This is a genomic window from Streptomyces sp. NPDC056734, from assembly GCF_042790455.1.
Taxonomy (GTDB): domain Bacteria; phylum Actinomycetota; class Actinomycetes; order Streptomycetales; family Streptomycetaceae; genus Streptomyces.
In genome coordinates, this window is the sequence record NZ_JBHTZD010000038.1 from 21,754 (window position 1) to 37,562 (window position 15,809).

Annotated in this window: 15 protein-coding genes; 7 read left to right on the plus strand and 8 right to left on the minus strand. The window is 71.8% G+C overall.

Annotated features, from left to right (window positions below; genetic code table 11):
• Positions 1–36: 36 nt before the first annotated feature.
• The 5 genes from ACFRFC_RS36000 to ACFRFC_RS36020 form a co-directional block, all read right to left on the minus strand.
• The gene (locus tag ACFRFC_RS36000) at positions 37–1,473 is read right to left on the minus strand and encodes an ATP-binding protein (protein WP_382680210.1); all 1,437 of its coding nucleotides are present in this window, start codon (positions 1,471–1,473) and stop codon (positions 37–39) included.
• A complete protein-coding gene (locus tag ACFRFC_RS36005; protein ID WP_382680209.1) occupies positions 1,474–2,337 on the minus strand; it encodes a response regulator transcription factor in 864 nt (287 codons plus the stop codon).
• Positions 2,338–2,526: 189 nt separating this feature from the next.
• On the minus strand, positions 2,527–3,195 hold the full coding sequence (locus tag ACFRFC_RS36010; protein WP_382680208.1) for an FMN reductase: 669 nt from the start codon (positions 3,193–3,195) through the stop codon (positions 2,527–2,529).
• Positions 3,192–4,310 (minus strand): LLM class flavin-dependent oxidoreductase, encoded by a 1,119-nt coding sequence (locus ACFRFC_RS36015; RefSeq protein ID WP_382680207.1) that lies wholly within the window; start codon positions 4,308–4,310, stop codon positions 3,192–3,194. Before ACFRFC_RS36015 ends, ACFRFC_RS36010 begins: the two co-directional genes overlap by 4 nt.
• Before the next feature lie 224 nt (positions 4,311–4,534).
• Positions 4,535–5,170 carry a TIGR03086 family metal-binding protein gene (locus ACFRFC_RS36020; RefSeq protein WP_382680206.1) on the minus strand — a complete coding sequence of 212 codons (636 nt, stop codon included), beginning with the start codon at positions 5,168–5,170 and terminating at the stop codon, positions 4,535–4,537.
• A 131-nt stretch (positions 5,171–5,301) separates the two neighbouring features.
• On the opposite strand from ACFRFC_RS36020, the gene ACFRFC_RS36025 reads away from it, so the two are divergent.
• Positions 5,302–6,183: a DUF6597 domain-containing transcriptional factor gene (locus ACFRFC_RS36025; protein WP_382680205.1), complete on the plus strand. Its 882-nt coding sequence runs from the start codon at positions 5,302–5,304 to the stop codon at positions 6,181–6,183.
• A gap of 47 nt (positions 6,184–6,230) precedes the next feature.
• Here ACFRFC_RS36025 and ACFRFC_RS36030 read toward each other — a convergent pair whose 3' ends face one another.
• Positions 6,231–7,121: an NADP-dependent oxidoreductase gene (locus ACFRFC_RS36030; RefSeq protein WP_382680204.1), complete on the minus strand. Its 891-nt coding sequence runs from the start codon at positions 7,119–7,121 to the stop codon at positions 6,231–6,233.
• 100 nt (positions 7,122–7,221) lie between these two features.
• On the minus strand, positions 7,222–7,725 hold the full coding sequence (locus ACFRFC_RS36035; RefSeq protein WP_382680203.1) for a hypothetical protein: 504 nt from the start codon (positions 7,723–7,725) through the stop codon (positions 7,222–7,224).
• A gap of 165 nt (positions 7,726–7,890) precedes the next feature.
• Between ACFRFC_RS36035 and ACFRFC_RS36040 the strand changes: the two genes are divergently transcribed.
• The 6 genes from ACFRFC_RS36040 (at position 7,891) to ACFRFC_RS36065 (ending at position 13,728) form a co-directional block, all read left to right on the plus strand.
• Positions 7,891–8,229 (plus strand): YnfA family protein, encoded by a 339-nt coding sequence (locus ACFRFC_RS36040; protein ID WP_382680202.1) that lies wholly within the window; start codon positions 7,891–7,893, stop codon positions 8,227–8,229.
• 155 nt (positions 8,230–8,384) lie between these two features.
• Positions 8,385–9,146, plus strand: a complete 762-nt coding sequence (locus tag ACFRFC_RS36045; protein ID WP_382680201.1) for an SDR family NAD(P)-dependent oxidoreductase — start codon at positions 8,385–8,387, stop codon at positions 9,144–9,146.
• Between the two features lie 144 nt (positions 9,147–9,290).
• A complete protein-coding gene (locus ACFRFC_RS36050; RefSeq protein ID WP_382680200.1) occupies positions 9,291–10,121 on the plus strand; it encodes a hypothetical protein in 831 nt (276 codons plus the stop codon).
• Positions 10,122–10,490: 369 nt separating this feature from the next.
• Positions 10,491–11,309, plus strand: coding sequence for a DUF3558 domain-containing protein (locus ACFRFC_RS36055; protein WP_382680199.1), 819 nt, complete (start codon positions 10,491–10,493; stop codon positions 11,307–11,309).
• 130 nt (positions 11,310–11,439) lie between these two features.
• Positions 11,440–12,291, plus strand: coding sequence for a DUF3558 family protein (locus tag ACFRFC_RS36060; protein WP_382680198.1), 852 nt, complete (start codon positions 11,440–11,442; stop codon positions 12,289–12,291).
• 99 nt (positions 12,292–12,390) lie between these two features.
• Positions 12,391–13,728 (plus strand): DUF2637 domain-containing protein, encoded by a 1,338-nt coding sequence (locus tag ACFRFC_RS36065; protein ID WP_382680197.1) that lies wholly within the window; start codon positions 12,391–12,393, stop codon positions 13,726–13,728.
• An 84-nt stretch (positions 13,729–13,812) separates the two neighbouring features.
• Here the strand turns inward: ACFRFC_RS36065 and lysS are convergent, their stop codons facing one another.
• Positions 13,813–15,564: a lysine--tRNA ligase gene (gene lysS / locus ACFRFC_RS36070; protein ID WP_382680196.1), complete on the minus strand. Its 1,752-nt coding sequence runs from the start codon at positions 15,562–15,564 to the stop codon at positions 13,813–13,815.
• Positions 15,565–15,809 lie beyond the last annotated feature (245 nt).

Consider the following 15,809-nt stretch of genomic DNA (forward strand, 5'->3'; position numbering starts at 1 on the left):
TCCCCCTCGTGGAACACCCCCACCCACCCCCCGGCGTCACTCCTCCTCCCCACCCCCGTCCTCCTCCCCCAGCCCCCCGCTCACCGTGAACCCGATGACCGACCCCCCGCCCTCCCGGCGATGGGCGAACGGCGCTCCCCCGTGCGCCAGCGCCACCTCCCGCACGATCGACAGGCCGAGCCCCGACCCCGGCAGCGCCCGGGCGTCGGGGGCGCGGAAGAAGCGGTCGAAGATCCGCAGGAGATCGGCGTCCGCGACGCCCGGCCCCCGGTCCAGCACCTCCACCTGCACGGTGCCGGGCCGCGCGGGACCCGCGACGACGATCTCGATCGGCGTGCTCCCGCCCCGGTCGAACTTCGCCGCGTTCTCGACCAGGTTCGTCAGCGCCCGGGTCAGCATCTGCGGCCGGCCCAGGGCCGACGTGTCGCCGCTGGCCCGCACCACGATCGGCCGCCCGGTGCGCCGCCGGGTAGCCCCCGCCACGTCCTCGGCGAGTTCGGCGAGGTCGACGCGGTGCGGCGGCTCGGTGTCGGACTGCCCGGCGGCGAGGTCCACCAGCTCGTTCACCAGGTCGGTCAGCTCCCGTGCCTCGTCACCGAGATCGGTCACCAGTTCCTCCCGGGCGCCGGGCGGCAGTTCGTCGATCCGGCGGAGCAGGGAGATATTGGTACGGAGCGAGGTGAGCGGGGTGCGCAGTTCGTGCCCGGCGTCCTGCACCAGCCGCCGCTGATCGTCCTCCGACTGGGCGAGCCGGCCCAGCATCCGGTCGAAGGCCCGGCCCAGCCGTCCCACCTCGTCGCTCCCGGCCACGGGTACGTCGATGCCCAGGCGCCGGGTGCGGGCGACCGCCTCGGCGGCGGAGGTGAGCATCACCAGGCGTCGGGTGATCCGCCGGGCCAGCCACCAGCCGAACAGCCCGGCGGCGGTCACCACCGCCATCATCAGCAGCAGGGTCCGCTGCTGGAGGTTGCGCAGCAGATCCTCGGTGTCGCTGAACTCCTGCGCCACCTGCACCGCGCCCCGCCCGTCGCCCAGGGCGACGGTGGCTATCCGGTACACATCGCCGCCGACGTCGATGTCCTTGTGCACGACGAGCCGCCCGGCGTCCGCCGCCCCCGCGATCTCCCGGTCATCGCCGGTCACCGGCAGCCCGGGGCTGCCCTTGTCGACGACACCGCCGTCCGGCCCCAGGACCTGCACATCCGTACGGGCCGGGCGCACCAGATCATGACCGGGCGCCGAGGAGGAGAAGTCCAGCGGGGTCATCCGCTGCTCGCGCACCTCACCCTGGAGGTCGCTGACCACCTCGTCGAAGATGGACTGTTTGTCGACCCGCAGCAGGCCCGCGGCGGAGCTGTAGGACAGGAACCCGACCAGGATCGTCACGGCGGCGGCGACCAGCGCGAACGACACCGCGAACGTGGTCCGCAACGACAGCAGCCGGGTCAGCCGCCCGGGGCGGCCGAGGCACACTCAGTCCTCCCGGAGCACATAGCCCACCCCGCGGACCGTGTGGATCAGCTGCGGGGCGCCCGGCTGGTCCAGCTTTCGGCGCAGATAGCCGACGTAGACGGCGAGATTCTTGGAGCCGGGCCCGAAGTCGTAGCCCCAGATACGGTCGTAGATCGTGGTGTGGTCGAGGACGATCCCCTCGTTGCGGACCAGCAGCTCCAGCAGCTCGAACTCGGTCCGGGTCAGCTCCAGCTCCCGCTGCCCGCGCCACACCCGGCGGGCCTCGGGGTCCATCCGCAGCCCGGCGGCGGTGAGCTGCCGGGCGGCGATGGCGGAGGAGCGGTCGGCTCCGCCGGATACGCCGGGTGCGGCGGCCTCGGCAGGACCGGCGGCCGTCCCACCGGGGCCGACGGCCGCCACGGCACCGGCACCGGCACCGGCACCGGTACCGGTCGCGCCCTCCGCGCCCTCCGCACCGCCACCGCCGCCACCGCCCCGCTCCCCGTTGCCCTCGCCCCCGCTCGTCCGCCGCAGCAGCGCCCGCAGCCGCGCGAAGACCTCCTCCACGTCGAACGGCTTGACCACGTAGTCGTCGGCGCCCGCGTCCAGGCCGGCGATCCGGTCCTGGGTCTCCACCAGCGCGGTCAGCATCAGGATCGGCGTCCGGTCGCCCTCGGCGCGCAGCACCCGGCAGACCTGGAGGCCGTCGATGCCGGGCATCATCACGTCCAGCACCAGGACGTCCGGTGGGGTGCGATGGGCGCTGGCCAGCGCCTCCACCCCGTCGGCGACCGCGGTGACCCGGTAGCCCTCCAGGGTGAGGGCACGCTCCAGGGCATGTCGGATAGCACGGTCGTCCTCGGCGAGAAGCACAGTGGGAGCCACGGACCCAGTGTGACAAAACCCCGGGGGCGCACACCTTGTCATGCGCCCGCGGGGCTGCCTTCTTACTCGCCTCTCACCCGGTCACGAACACCGACGTCACCGGCCACCGACACCGGCACCGGCACCGGCGCCTCACCGGTCACCGGTCACCGGCGTCTCACCGGCCACCGGCCCCGGCGTCTCCCGGCCTCACCCCTCCGCCAGCGCAGCGAGCCGCTGCTCGAAGGGGATCACCTCGAACGCCGTGTCCGTCAGCGCCGCCGGACTCCGCTCGGGCGAGCGCCCGCTCACCGACGGCCGCCCCGACTCCGTGACCGTGTCCCCGGTCCGCGCCGACCGGCCCGCCATGAGCGCGGCCAGTTCCGCGCCGCCCCGCTCGATCCGCTCGTCCAGCCCTTCCGCGCCCCAGTCCTCCGAGGCCGCGTAGACCCCGGTCGGCAGGACCACGGCCCGCAGATACGAGAACAGCGGCCGCAGCGCGTGATCCAGCACCAGCGAGTGCCGGGCCGTACCACCGGTCGCGGCGATCAGCACCGGCTTCCCGTCCAGCGCGTCCTTGTCCAGCACGTCGAAGAACGACTTGAACAGCCCGCTGTACGACGCCGTGAACACCGGCGTGACCACGACCAGTCCGTCCGCGCGCGTCACCGCGTCCAGCGCCTCGGCCAGTTTCCGGCCGGGGAACCCGCTGGTGAAGTGGTGCGCTATCTCGACGGCCAGCTCCCGCAGTTCCACCACCCGCACGTCCACCGGGGCGGCGGGCGGGGCGGCCTTCACGACCGCCGCCGCCAGCCGGTCCGCCAGCAGCCGCGTGGACGACGGAACGCTCAGCCCCGCCGACACGACGACGAGCCTCATACGGCGCTCACCTCCTTCTCGGTCCCAGCTGCGGCCCTGGCGGCCTTCGCCGCCGCCACCAGTGACGTATGCGTGGGCGCTTCCGGCGCCTGCGCCGACCGGCCCGCCGCGAACTCCTTGCGCAGCACCGGCACGACCTCCTCGCCGAGCAGGTCGAGCTGCTCCAGGACGGTCTTCAGGGGCAGCCCGGCGTGGTCCAGCAGGAACAGCTGGCGCTGGTAGTCACCGGCGTACTCGCGGAAGCCCAGCGTCTTCTCGATCACCTGCTGCGGCGAGCCCACGGTCAGCGGGGTCTGCTCGGTGAAGTCCTCCAGGGAGGGCCCGTGCCCGTAGACCGGCGCGTTGTCGAAGTACGGCCGGAACTCGCGCACCGCGTCCTGCGACCGGGCCCGCATGAAGACCTGTCCGCCGAGCCCGACGATGGCCTGCTCCGGCGTGCCGTGCCCGTAGTGCGCGTAGCGCCTGCGATACAGCTCGACCATCCGCTTGGTGTGGTCGGCCGGCCAGAAGATGTTGTTGTGGAAGAAGCCGTCGCCGTAGTAGGCGGCCTGCTCGGCGATCTCCGGCGAGCGGATCGAGCCGTGCCAGACGAACGGCGGTACGTCGTCCAGGGGCCGCGGGGTGGACGTGAAGCCCTGGAGCGGCGTGCGGAACTTGCCCTCCCAGTCGACGACGTCCTCGCGCCACAGCCTGCGCAGCAGGGCGTAGTTCTCGACGGCGAGGTTGATGCCCTGGCGGATGTCCTGCCCGAACCAGGGGTAGACCGGTCCGGTGTTGCCGCGGCCCATCATCAGGTCGACGCGCCCGTCGGCCAGGTGCTGGAGCATCGCGTAGTCCTCGGCGATCTTCACCGGGTCGTTGGTGGTGATCAGCGTGGTGGACGTGGACAGGATCAGCCGCTCGGTGCGGGCGGCGATGTAGCCGAGCATGGTCGTCGGCGAGGACGGCACGAAGGGCGGGTTGTGGTGCTCGCCGGTCGCGAACACGTCCAGGCCCACCTCCTCGGCCTTGAGCGCGATGGCGACCATGGCCTTGATCCGCTCGCGCTCGGTCGGCGTCCGTCCCGTGGTCGGATCCGGGGTGACATCCCCGACGCTGAAGATCCCGAACTGCATGGTCGCTCACACCCTCCAGGTTGTTTACGGTTCAACTATACCCGGAGAACCATGACCTCCTGTCGGCTATTCCCGGCCCAATGTCCGGCCCGCGCCAGGCCCGATGTCCGGCCCTCGCCCCGCCCAATGTCCGGCCCTCGCCCCGCCCGATGTCCGGCCCGTTACCGGCCCAATGTCCGGCCCGGCCCGTTCCCGGCCTACCCCCGGCCCGCCGCCCGGCCGGATTACCGGCCACCGATCCCCGCCGGCCGCCAGTACGGATCCCGTCCCGTCCGCCCCAGCAGCCGCTCGAAGGCCGTGGCGTCCTCGCCCACCTCCACCGGCTCCCCGAACACCCCCGAGGCCCGCGCGGTCGGCGCCAGCCCCTCCACCGTCACGGTGAGCTGCGCCACGACGGGCGCCAGCCCCTCGTCCACCGGGTAGTCCCCGCCCATGGCCCGCGCCAGATCCCACATGTGCACGGTCAGATCCAGCAGCACCATCGACCCCACCACCCGCGCGGGCATCTCCCAGGCCCCCGCCGTGCCCTCCTCCGCGCCCGGCGCCGCCCAGGCCGCCACCAGCCGGTCCGTCTCCGTCACGAACCGCTCCCGCCACCCCGGCTCCCCGCCGACCAGGTCGGGCACCGCCCCGGAGAAGTCAGCGGCCCCCTTGGCCGCCAGCTTCTGGAACTCCACGACCACCTGGAAAACATGGTTGACCAGCGCCTTCACGTCATACTGGGCACAGGGCGTGGGCGCGCCCAGCACCGCGTCGGGCAGCCCCCGCACCACCGGTACGGCCCGCTCCCGCGCCCTGCCCAGCAGTTCCCCGATGCCGTACGCACCCACCGCACCCGCGTTCACACTCTCGCTGTCCATGCCCCGACGGTAGGAACCGGACCCGCCCCCGGCTTGAAGAAACGCGACGGACAACGGCACACACCGACGGACAACGACACACGCCGACGGACAAGGGCACACACCGGCGGACCGGCCGTACGATCCGGGACATGGCCGCCGCACCCCGCCACCGCGACACCCGCGGGATCGTCGACCCGGCCGGGCTGCTGACCCGCGTACGGTTCCGCCGCCACCTGCCCGCGCCCGAGCTGCGCCGCCATGTGGAGCGGTACTGGCTGATCGACTGGGACCTGCCCGAGCCGTACGCCACGCACATCGTCCCGCACCCGTCGGTCAACCTGACCTTCCAGTGGGACGAGGCCGAGGGCCCGCCCCACGCCGAGCTGACCGGCATCCCGACCGGCCTCTACACCCGCAAGCTGACCGGCCGGGGCCGGGTGTGCGGGGTGAAGTTCCGCCCCGGCGGCTTCCGCCCGTACACCCCGGGCATCCCGGCGACCCACTGGACGGGAAAGGTGCTCCCGGCGGAGTCGGTCTTCCCGGCGGCGACCGAGGCCATGGCCCGCACCCTGACGACCCCCGAGGCCCCCCAGGCCCTCCAGGCCCCAAGGACCCCCGAAACCCCCGGTGCGACTGACCCCACCGACCGCCGCCTCGCCGCCCTGGACTCCTTCCTTCTCGCCCTCGCCCCCGAGCCCGACCCCCAGGCCGACCTCGCCGCCGACCTGGTCCAGCGCGTCCGCGCCGACCGCACGGTCCGCCGGGTGACCGACCTCGCCGACCTGGCGGACCTGTCCGTACGGGCCCTGCAACGCCTCTTCGCGGCGTACGTCGGCGTCGCCCCCAAGTGGGTGATCCTCCGCTACCGCATCCACGAGGCCCTGGAACTGGCCGGCACCCGCCGGCACGTCGACTGGGCCACCCTGGCGGCCGACCTCGGCTACGCCGACCAGGCCCACCTGGTCAGGGACTTCACCGGCACGGTCGGGGTGACCCCGACGACGTACGCGGCGAACGCGGGGCCGGAGTAGCGCGAGGGCGGCCGTGGGCCCACGGCGTGAGTCCCCCGCCCGCTCCCTCAGGGCACCAGCACGATCCGCCCCCGTACCCCGCCCTCCGCCAGCCGCTCATGCGCCTTCGCGGCGTCGGCCAGGGGGTAGGTCGCGGCGACCCGCAGGGTCAGCGCCCCGTCGTCCGTCAGCCGGACCAGTTCCGCGAGCCGTGCCCCGTCGGCCGCCACGGCGACGGCGGCGGTCCGCACCCCGCGTACCGGCTCCGGCTCGCTGCCGGGCAGCACCCCGACGTACACACCGCCGTCCCGCACCCGCTCCAGCGCGGCCCCGCCGAGAGCGGCGGCGTCCAGCACGGCGTCGTAGGAACCCTCGCCGCCGGTCGTGAACCCGGACGCGCCCAGCGCGCGCACCAGATCCTCGTCGGCCGGGCGGGCCCACCCGGTCACCGGTGTCCCGCGATGGGCGGCGAGCTGCACGGCGTACCCGCCGACCGCTCCGGCGGCCCCGGTCACCAGCAGTGAGCCCGCCCACCCGGGCCCCAGCAGATCCAGGGCCTGGGCGGCCGTCAGGGCGTTCAGCGGCAGCGTGGCCGCGTGTACGGCGTCCACCCCGGCGGGCGCCTTCGCGACCTCGCCGGCGTCCACGACGACGTACTCCGCGTGCGTCCCCAGCGGTTTGACCGCGCCGGTGTGCAGGGCCACGACCGGTTCCCCGGGCCGCCACCCGACGCCCGCGCCGACGGCGTCCACGGTCCCGGCCGCGTCCCAGCCGAACCCGGTCGTCGCACCACCGCTCGGGCCACCGAAGGCACCGGCCCGCACGGCGGCGTCCACCGGGTTGAGCGCGGCGGCGCCGACCTTGATCCGCACCTGCCCGTCCCCCGGCTCGGGCACGGGCGTCTCCACGACCCGGACCGCCTCGGGCCCGCCGAACTCCGTCACCACGACAGCACGCATGCCACTCAGCTCCCTGTACCTGTAGTGGACGTCCTGGACGTCCTGGACGTCAGGAGCGGCAGGCGTCCCCGGTGCCGGGAGCGACGTCAGAAGCAGGACGTCAGAAGTAGTAGGTGTCCCCGGTGTCGAGCACCAGCACCCGCTGCCGGTCGTTGTCCCGGTTCCGGTCCACCGCCCCGCCGCCCCACACGGTGTCGAACTCCATCAGCACCTCGGTCGGCGCCGCCCGCAGCCAGACCCGCAGCCCGACCGCCTGCCCCACCTCACCGGCGGCGAGCGCCCCGGTACGGCACAGCAGCACCCGCTCCCCCGAACGGGCACACCCGGCGGGCAGTTCCTGCCGGTCGGCGAGCGGCGCGGACCAGGTCAGCCGGACGGTCGCGTCGGACACATCGGCGGGCCCGTGATTACGCGGTACGAACCGCACATCGACCCGGCCCGCGCTCATCAGAGCCGCCCCGTGATAGGCGAGATCGGCCTCGGCCTGCCCGGCGTCGGCGGCCGCACCGGGCGAGGCGCCCTGCACGACCACCCCGGCCGCGACGAGCCCCGCCACCAGCCCGCCCCGCACCCACTGCACCACCACGCGGAACCACCCACTCACCCGATCGGCACCACAAAACGACGATACCGGTACATATCCCACGCAGCGCGCCCGGCCAGTCGCCGTCCAACAGGTGATCCCGCGCCCACGTCCCCCCACGTCCCCTCACGTCCACCCCCGCCCACCCCTCGTCACCACGCCACCCCCTCATGCGAGGCTGCCCCCATGCTCGTCCTGCGTTCAGCCGCCCTGTTCGTCGTGGCCGCCCTCTTCGAGATCGGGGGCGCCTGGCTGGTCTGGCAGGGGTACCGCGAACAACGCGGCTGGCTCTGGGTCACCGGCGGGGTCCTCGCCCTGGGCGCCTACGGTTTCGTCGCCACCTTCCAGCCCGACGCCCACTTCGGCCGCATCCTGGCGGCGTACGGCGGCATCTTCGTCGCCGGTTCGATCGCCTGGGGCGCCGTGGCGGACGGCTACCGCCCCGACCGCTGGGACCTCACGGGCGCGGCGATCTGCCTGGCGGGCATGGCCGTCATCATGTGGGCGCCGCGCAACGGAAGCTGAGGGAGGCCGACGGAGGCCGAGGGAGCCTGACGGAGGCCGAGGGGACGCTGACGGGACCGCCCCGGCCCTTCTCCCCCTCACCCTCACCCTCCCCTTCACCCTTCCTATCCTTGACCAGAACCGCACACGCACCACGCCATCCTCCAGGAGCACCCATGTCCCCCTCCCGCATCGCGATCGTGACCGGCGCCAGCAGCGGAATCGGCGCGGCGACGGCCCGTCAGCTGGCGGCGGCCGGCTACCGCGTGGTCCTCACCGCCCGCCGCAAGGACCGCATCGAGGCGCTGGCGGAGGAGATCACGGCAGCCGGCGGCGAAGCCACCTCCTACCCGCTGGACGTCACCGACCGCGCGGCCGTGGACGAGTTCGCGACCGCGTTCAAGACGATCGCCGTCCTGGTGAACAACGCGGGCGGCGCGCTGGGCCTGGACCCGGTGGAGAGCGGCGACCCGGCCGACTGGCGCCAGATGTACGAGACGAACGTCCTGGGCACCCTCCATCTCACCCAGGCCCTGCTCCCCCGGCTGGAGGCGAGCGGCGACGGCACGGTGGTCGTGCTCACCTCCACGGCCGGCCACGGCACCTACGAGGGCGGCGCGGGTTACGCCGCCGCCAAGCACGGCGCCCATGTCCTCGCCGAGACCCTGCGCCTGGAGATCGTCGGCCGCCCGGTCCGGGTCATCGAGATCGCGCCCGGCCTGGTCAAGACGGACGAGTTCGCCCTGACCCGCTTCGCCGGCGACACCGAGCGCGCCGCCAAGGTCTACGAGGGCGTGGCCGACCCCCTGACGGCCGACGACGTGGCCGAGACCATCACCTGGGCGGTCACCCGCCCCAGCCACGTGAACATCGACCTGCTGGTGGTCCGCCCCAGGGCCCAGGCCTCGAACACGAAGCTGTACCGGGAGCCCAAGTAACCCCCAGGGGTGAACGCTCTCGATCACCCGAACGGCGGCTGAACTGACGATCTAGGCTCGCGCCACAACATCGAACCGACGGCCCTCGTACGGGACCAGCATCCCGTGCGAGGGCCTGACCAGTATGGAAGGAACAACTTCCTGATGGCTGAGTGCGAGCCTAGCGGCGCCCGCGAGTTCATGGACCTGACGGTCCCCGAGTACGCGTACATGTTCGGCTTCCTACAGGCGGACGGGCACTTACGGCAGGGTGCGGGGCGGAAGGGCAGCTTGTCCGTCGAAATCACCGCCGGGGACACTTATCTGCTACGCCGGTTCCAAGAGCTGACGCCGTACTACAGCAGTATCACCGAGCGAACACGCTCCACGAACTTCTCCGACTGCCACACCTCCGCCACCTGGAGTCTCTGCTCTCTCGAAGCGCGGACGAAAATCAATGAGCTCGGGCTGCCCTACGGCCGAAAGTCCGACAAGGTCGCCCCACCCTGCGGCGAATTCTCGGCACGGGACTATCTGCGAGGCGTCATCGACGCGGACGGCTCCGTCGGCTTCACCGAGCCGGGTCTTCCCTTCGTCGCGCTGACGACGAAGAGCACGGCCATCGGCGAGTTCACGACCTCCTATGTCGTGGATCTCACGGGAGCCCACCGAACCCTGAAGCGCAACAGCCGTGACGGCGTCTACAACATCCGGTACGTGACGGAGAACGCCCAGCGACTGGCGGCCCATCTCTACTACCCCGGGTGCCTGTCTCTGGAGCGGAAGCGGACCACCGCGGAATTCCTGGCCCGCTGGGTTCGTCCGCCAGACTCCAAGCCCAGGCCGCCCCGCATCGAATGGACCGCCGACATGGACCGTGTCCTTCTCGCGGCACCCACCATCGCCGAAGCGGCTACGGCGCTCGGCTTCTCCAGGAGTCCCTGCCAGAAACGTCGTTGGAATCTGCTCCAAGGGGTAGTGCCGCTGCCTGACTGACGGCACAGAGCTGGGCGCGCGCCACCACGACCGCGCCCAGCACCTACCCCTTGGCGCAAATGAACCGCTGCTGCCTCGCACCGCCCTCAACAGACCCAAGGTCGGCCCACATCCGGATGGATACCTTCGCCCCCGGCATCTCTACATACGCCATTCCATCCCCCAACCCCCGAAAAACCACAAAAGACTCAGATCGCAAAACCGGCGCCAAGGTCTAGGAAAGGGACAGCGGACCGGCGTTCACGGCTCGGCGTGCGATACACATTGTCCCCAGTGACCACCCCCGCGCAGCAAGCGAATAACCAGCGGGGACACTGGAGCCCCGCCCCCTCACCCCCCTGTATCACCCCCGTCGAGAGGAGCCTGACCGTGCAGCGGAAGGCGTACGTACCCGGCGTCGCCGCACTCCTCGCGGCCCTGCTGGCCGGCTGCACCGGCGGCTCCGGCGACACCGGCGAGTCCGACAACGCCAACCCCGGCGAGCCCGGCACCGCCACCGCCGCCGCCGAGCCCGGCCGCTACCGCACCCTCCCCGAACCGTGCGGCGTGGTCGCCGACGACACCCTCGACTCCCTCCTGCCCGGCCTCCAGGAGGTCACCGACGAGCAGCAGCGCGAGGTGGCGTACGAGGGCGAGGCCACCCTGACGTACGACACGGACCGCAAGGTCGGCTGCCGCTGGAAGGTCGAGTCGGCCACCGCGACGGACCATCTCCTGGTCGATTTCGAGCGCGTGGTGTCGTACGACTCCACGGTCAGCGACGCCACCCAGGCCGAGCAGCTCTTCGCCGCCAAGCAACTGGCCGCCGACCTCCCGGAACCGTCGAGCGCCCCCCCGCCCTCCCCGTCGAACACCTCCCCGTCCCCCTCCTCGACCCCGTCCACCACCGCCCCCACCCCCTCCCCGTCGGACACGTCGTCCCCCTCCCCCTCCTCCTCACCCACGGACCTCCAGCCCCGCACGCTCGACGACCTCGGGGACGAGGCGTTCGTCGACGACGCGCTCAGCGACTCCGGTTCGACGGGCGAGCAGCGCAAGGTGACTGTGGCGTTCCGCACGTCGAACGTGATCGTGACGATCGAGTACGAGGAGCAGCCGGCCACCGTCGGGACGGTCCCCGACAGCGAGGAAATGCAGGACAGGGCCCGGAATCTCGCCTCACAGCTGGCGGATTCCCTGTCCGGCTGACGACCTGTGACGCGTTCCACACCCTTGCCCGACCCTTCCCCGCGAAGCGGCCGAACCCGGTCCACACAGGTTCTTCACCGCGTACCGTGGCCCCTCGGACCCCGATCCGATGGCAGGAAGCACAAGCGTCATGAGTGAAGGAACCACGCAGCCCATGCAGCGACGAGCACAGCGAGCCGACCGGAGTCAGAAGCGGGCCGGGCGGGTGACCAGGGTCCTGTTCGGGGCGGCGGCCGTACCCGTGATGCTGCTGGCGGCGGCCTGCTCCGGCGGCTCCGACGACGGCGGCGACGACGCGCAGAAGCCGTCCGACAGCGCGTCCCCCTCCGCGAGCCCGTCCCCGACCGTGCAGGCGGCGGCGTACGGCCAACTGCCCGAGTCCTGTGCCGTGCTGACGGGCAAGACCCTCGAAGACCTGGTGCCGGAGGGCGTCAAGGGCAAGGAGGGCTCGTCCAGCGACATCACGACCCGGGCCAGCTGCTCCTGGAGCAGCCTCGACAACAACGGCGTCGACGGCTCCCAGTTCCGCTGGCTGAATGTCTCGCTGCTGCGCTTCGAGTCGGACGTCACGCGCGGCGCGGGCGATGAACTCGCTCGGGAGTACTTCGAGCAGCAGGTCGCGGACGCCCAGTCGATTCAGGACGCGAAGAGCGTGAAGGCGGAGCCGCTGACCGGCACCGGCGAGCAGGCGACGGCCGTGCGCTACGACCTGAAGAAGGAGGAGGGCGACTTCAAGCAGCAGACGGTCGTCGCCCGCATCGAGAACGTGGTCGTCACGCTCGACTACAACGGCGCCGGTCTCGCGGGCGACAAGACCCCCGACGCGGACGAGCTGTTGAAGGACGCGAAGGCGGCGGCGAAGGAGGCGGTGGCATCGGTGACGAAGGCGAACGCCGAGGGCACCACCCCGTCCGGCTCGCCCTCCCCCTCCGAGAAGTCCCCTTCCTCCCCCTCTTCCACGTCTTCGTCCTCCCAGACCTGACGTCGGAGTAGTCACGAACCGGAGACCGGCCACCCGTCCTTCGCTCACATGTGCCACTCTGTTGCCCGCGCAACGACAAGCAGTGGAAGGGGAGTACGGGTGGCCGCGCCACTTCAGCTGACACGGACGCACCGCGTTCTCATAGGCGTGGTCGTCTTCGGTGCCGTGATCATCGCGGGCATCGGCTTCGCGGGTTCCTACGCGGCGGTCCGTGAACTGGCCCTCGACAAGGGCTTCGGGAACTTCAGTTACGTCTTCCCGATCGGCATCGACGCGGGCATCTGCGTCCTGCTGGCACTGGATCTGCTCCTGACCTGGATCCGCATCCCCTTCCCCCTGCTGCGCCAGACGGCATGGCTGCTGACGGCGGCGACGATCGCCTTCAACGGCGCGGCGGCCTGGCCGGACCCGCTGGGCGTGGGCATGCACGGCGTGATCCCGATCCTGTTCGTGGTGTCGGTGGAGGCCGCCCGGCACGCGATCGGCCGGATCGCGGACATCACCGCCGACAAGCACATGGAGGGCGTCCGCCTCACCCGCTGGCTGCTCTCCCCGATCCCCACGTTCCTGCTCTGGCGCCGCATGAAGCTCTGGGAGCTGCGCCGCTACGACCAGGTGATCAAGCTGGAGCAGGAACGCCTGGTCTACCAGGCCCGCCTCCGCTCCCGCTACGGCCGGGCCTGGCGCCGCAAGGCCCCGGTCGAATCCCTGATGCCGCTGCGCCTCGCCAAGTACGGCGTCCCCCTGGCGGACACGGCCCCAGCGGGCCTGGCAGCAGCAGGAATAGAACCAGCACTGATACCCCCACCGCCGGAACTACTGCCGCCCGCCTCCGCCGTAGCTGCGGGCAGTAGTGCCGCTGGGGCGGCGCCCGTCCCACAGCGGGCGGCACCTCCCAGCGAGCAGCGCCCAGAACTCCCCAGCCCCCCGGACCCCACCCCGAACACGGCCCCGCACCTCCAACCCCCCGAAGGCCCCGACGCCTCGGACCCCCACAACCCCTGGTTCGTCGCCCCCAAACAGGTCGACTACAACGGCTCGTACGACCCCACCTACAACCCCGTCGAGCAGTACGCGGAGTGGTACGAGGAACAGCAGCGCTACGAGGAGCAGGCGGCCCGTTTCGAGGAACCCCCCCTGGACCCCCCGCCCTCCCCGGAGGACACCGGCACCTTCCCCATCCCGGTGAGCCCCGGCCGTACCCGCGAACTGGGCGAGGGCGGCGGCACCGCCCCCGCCGAGCCCACGGAGGACGACCTCTACCTGGTCTTCAAGCAGTCGATCAGCAACGGCAGCGGCTACCCCACCCCACGCGAGTTCAGCAGCGACGTGGAGACGACCTCCGGCATCCCCCTCCTGGACGCGGACGCCAAACGCATGGTCCTGCGCTTCCAGAAACGCCACATGGCGGAGCTGGAGGACGAGCACATCGCGTAGCGCCTCCGCGCTTCGCGGCTTCCCGGTACGACGAAGGGGGCGTCCGGCACACACCGGAGGCCCCCTCGTCACAGCCGCCGGACGCTACTCCTGCTCACCGAGCAGCGCGCGCACCCGCTCCTGCCCGACCGCCAGCAGCAGCGTGGGCAGCCGGGGACCGGTGTCGCGGCCGACGAGCAGGTGGTAGAGCAGGGCGAAGAACGACCGCTGGGCGGTCTTGATCTCGGCCGGGAGTTCCTTGGGCGTGGCGTCGGCGGGGAATCCGGCCTGGACCTTCGGGACGCCGTAGACGAGATGGGTCAGTCCGTCGAGCGACCAGTGACCGGCGAGCCCGTCGAGCAGCAGCCGCAGGGATTCACGCCCCCGGTCGTCGAGGGACTTCAGCAGTTCGCTGTCGGGCTCGTCGCGCACGATGGTCCGCTGGTCGGCGGGGACCTGCGTGTTGATCCACGCCTCGGCCTTGTCGAAGCGCGGCCGGACCTCGTCCAGCGAGCCCAGCGGCTGCTCGGGGTCCAGCTCGGACAGGATGCGCAGGGCCTGGTCCACGTGTCCGGCGGTGATGTCGGCGACGGACGCGAGGGTCCGGTACGGCATCGGGCGCGGGGTGCGCGGCAGGTCACCGGCGGCGGTGCCCACGGCGCGCGCGTGCCCGGTGGCGTCGCCCGGCAGAGCGGAGCCGTCGGCGACCTTGGCGTCGAGCTTGTCCCACTCGTCGTACAGCCGCTGGATCTCCTGGTCGAAGGCGATCTTGAAGGACTGGTTGGGGCGGCGGCGGGCGTACAGCCAGCGCAGCAGCTGCGGTTCCATGATCTTCAGCGCGTCGGCGGGTGTGGGCACGCCGCCGCGTGAGGACGACATCTTGGCCATGCCGGAGATCCCGACGAAGGCGTACATCGGCCCGATGGGCTGCTTGCCGCCGAAGATCCCGACGATCTGCCCGCCGACCTGGAAGCTGGAGCCGGGCGAGGAGTGGTCGACGCCGCTGGGCTCGAAGACGACGCCCTCGTAGGCCCAGCGCATCGGCCAGTCGACCTTCCAGACCAGCTTGCCGCGGTTGAACTCGCTGAGCCGGACGGTCTCCGCGAAGCCGCACGCCCCGCAGGAGTACGTCAGCTCGGTGCTGGCGTCGTCGTAGGAGGTGACGGTCGTCAGGTCCTTGCCGCAGTTGCCGCAGTACGGCTTGTAGGGGAAGTACCCGGCGGAGCCGGAGGAGCCGTCGTCCTCGGCCGCGGCGCCCGATCCCTCGGCGGCCTCCACCTCGGCCTCGTCCAGCGGCTTCTGCGACTGCTGCTTCTTGGCGGCCTTGGGCTTGGTCCGGTACTGGTCGAGGATGGCGTCGATGTCGGCGCGGTGCCGCATCGCGTGCAGGATCTGCTCGCGGTAGACCCCGGAGGTGTACTGGGCCGTCTGGCTGATGCCGTCGAACTCCACGCCCATCTCGGCGAGCGAGTCGACCATGGCCGCCTTGAAGTGCTCGGCCCAGCTCGGATACGGGGACCCCGTCGGCGCGGGCACCGAGGTCAGCGGCTTGCCGATGTGCTCGGCCCAGCTCTCGTCCACCCCGGCGACCCCGGCGGGCACCTTGCGGTACCGGTCGTAGTCGTCCCAGGAGATCAGATGGCGGACCTGATGCCCCCGCCGCCGCAGCTCGTCCGCCACCAGGTGCGGTGTCATGACCTCGCGCAGATTCCCCAGATGGATGGGCCCGGAGGGCGACAGCCCCGACGCGACGACAACGGGTTTGCCAGGGGCCCGACGCTCCGATTCCTCGATGACGTCATCCGCGAATCGGGAGACCCAGTCCCCGCTCTCGATGCTCTGCCCCACGATCGGCACGCCCTTCTTTTACTCAGATCTCTTACTCAGAGGAGGCCGGGTACACACACCGACCGCCCCCCCATTCTCCCAGCAACGCCCCGAACGACGAAAACGCCTTTTCCAGCACGCGAGCCCGACCAGAAGGTGACGCGGGAAGGAGCCGGAGGAGTAGGCGGCGCAGCCGCCACTCCCCCAGGGGCGCGGGGAACTGCGCGACCAGCCCCCACCGGCCCGCAGCGAAATAACCGCTACACCCCCCATGA

Coding starts and splice junctions, on each gene's coding strand:
- ACFRFC_RS36010 (WP_382680208.1), bottom strand. CDS start 3,195: ATGAGGCTCGTCGTCGTGTCGGCGGGGCTGAGCGTTCCGTCGTCCACG.
- ACFRFC_RS36045 (WP_382680201.1), top strand. CDS start 8,385: ATGTCCCCCTCCCGCATCGCGATCGTGACCGGCGCCAGCAGCGGAATC.
- ACFRFC_RS36015 (WP_382680207.1), bottom strand. CDS start 4,310: ATGCAGTTCGGGATCTTCAGCGTCGGGGATGTCACCCCGGATCCGACC.
- ACFRFC_RS36060 (WP_382680198.1), top strand. CDS start 11,440: ATGAGTGAAGGAACCACGCAGCCCATGCAGCGACGAGCACAGCGAGCC.
- ACFRFC_RS36025 (WP_382680205.1), top strand. CDS start 5,302: ATGGCCGCCGCACCCCGCCACCGCGACACCCGCGGGATCGTCGACCCG.
- ACFRFC_RS36020 (WP_382680206.1), bottom strand. CDS start 5,170: ATGGACAGCGAGAGTGTGAACGCGGGTGCGGTGGGTGCGTACGGCATC.
- ACFRFC_RS36050 (WP_382680200.1), top strand. CDS start 9,291: ATGGCTGAGTGCGAGCCTAGCGGCGCCCGCGAGTTCATGGACCTGACG.
- ACFRFC_RS36040 (WP_382680202.1), top strand. CDS start 7,891: ATGCTCGTCCTGCGTTCAGCCGCCCTGTTCGTCGTGGCCGCCCTCTTC.
- ACFRFC_RS36030 (WP_382680204.1), bottom strand. CDS start 7,121: ATGCGTGCTGTCGTGGTGACGGAGTTCGGCGGGCCCGAGGCGGTCCGG.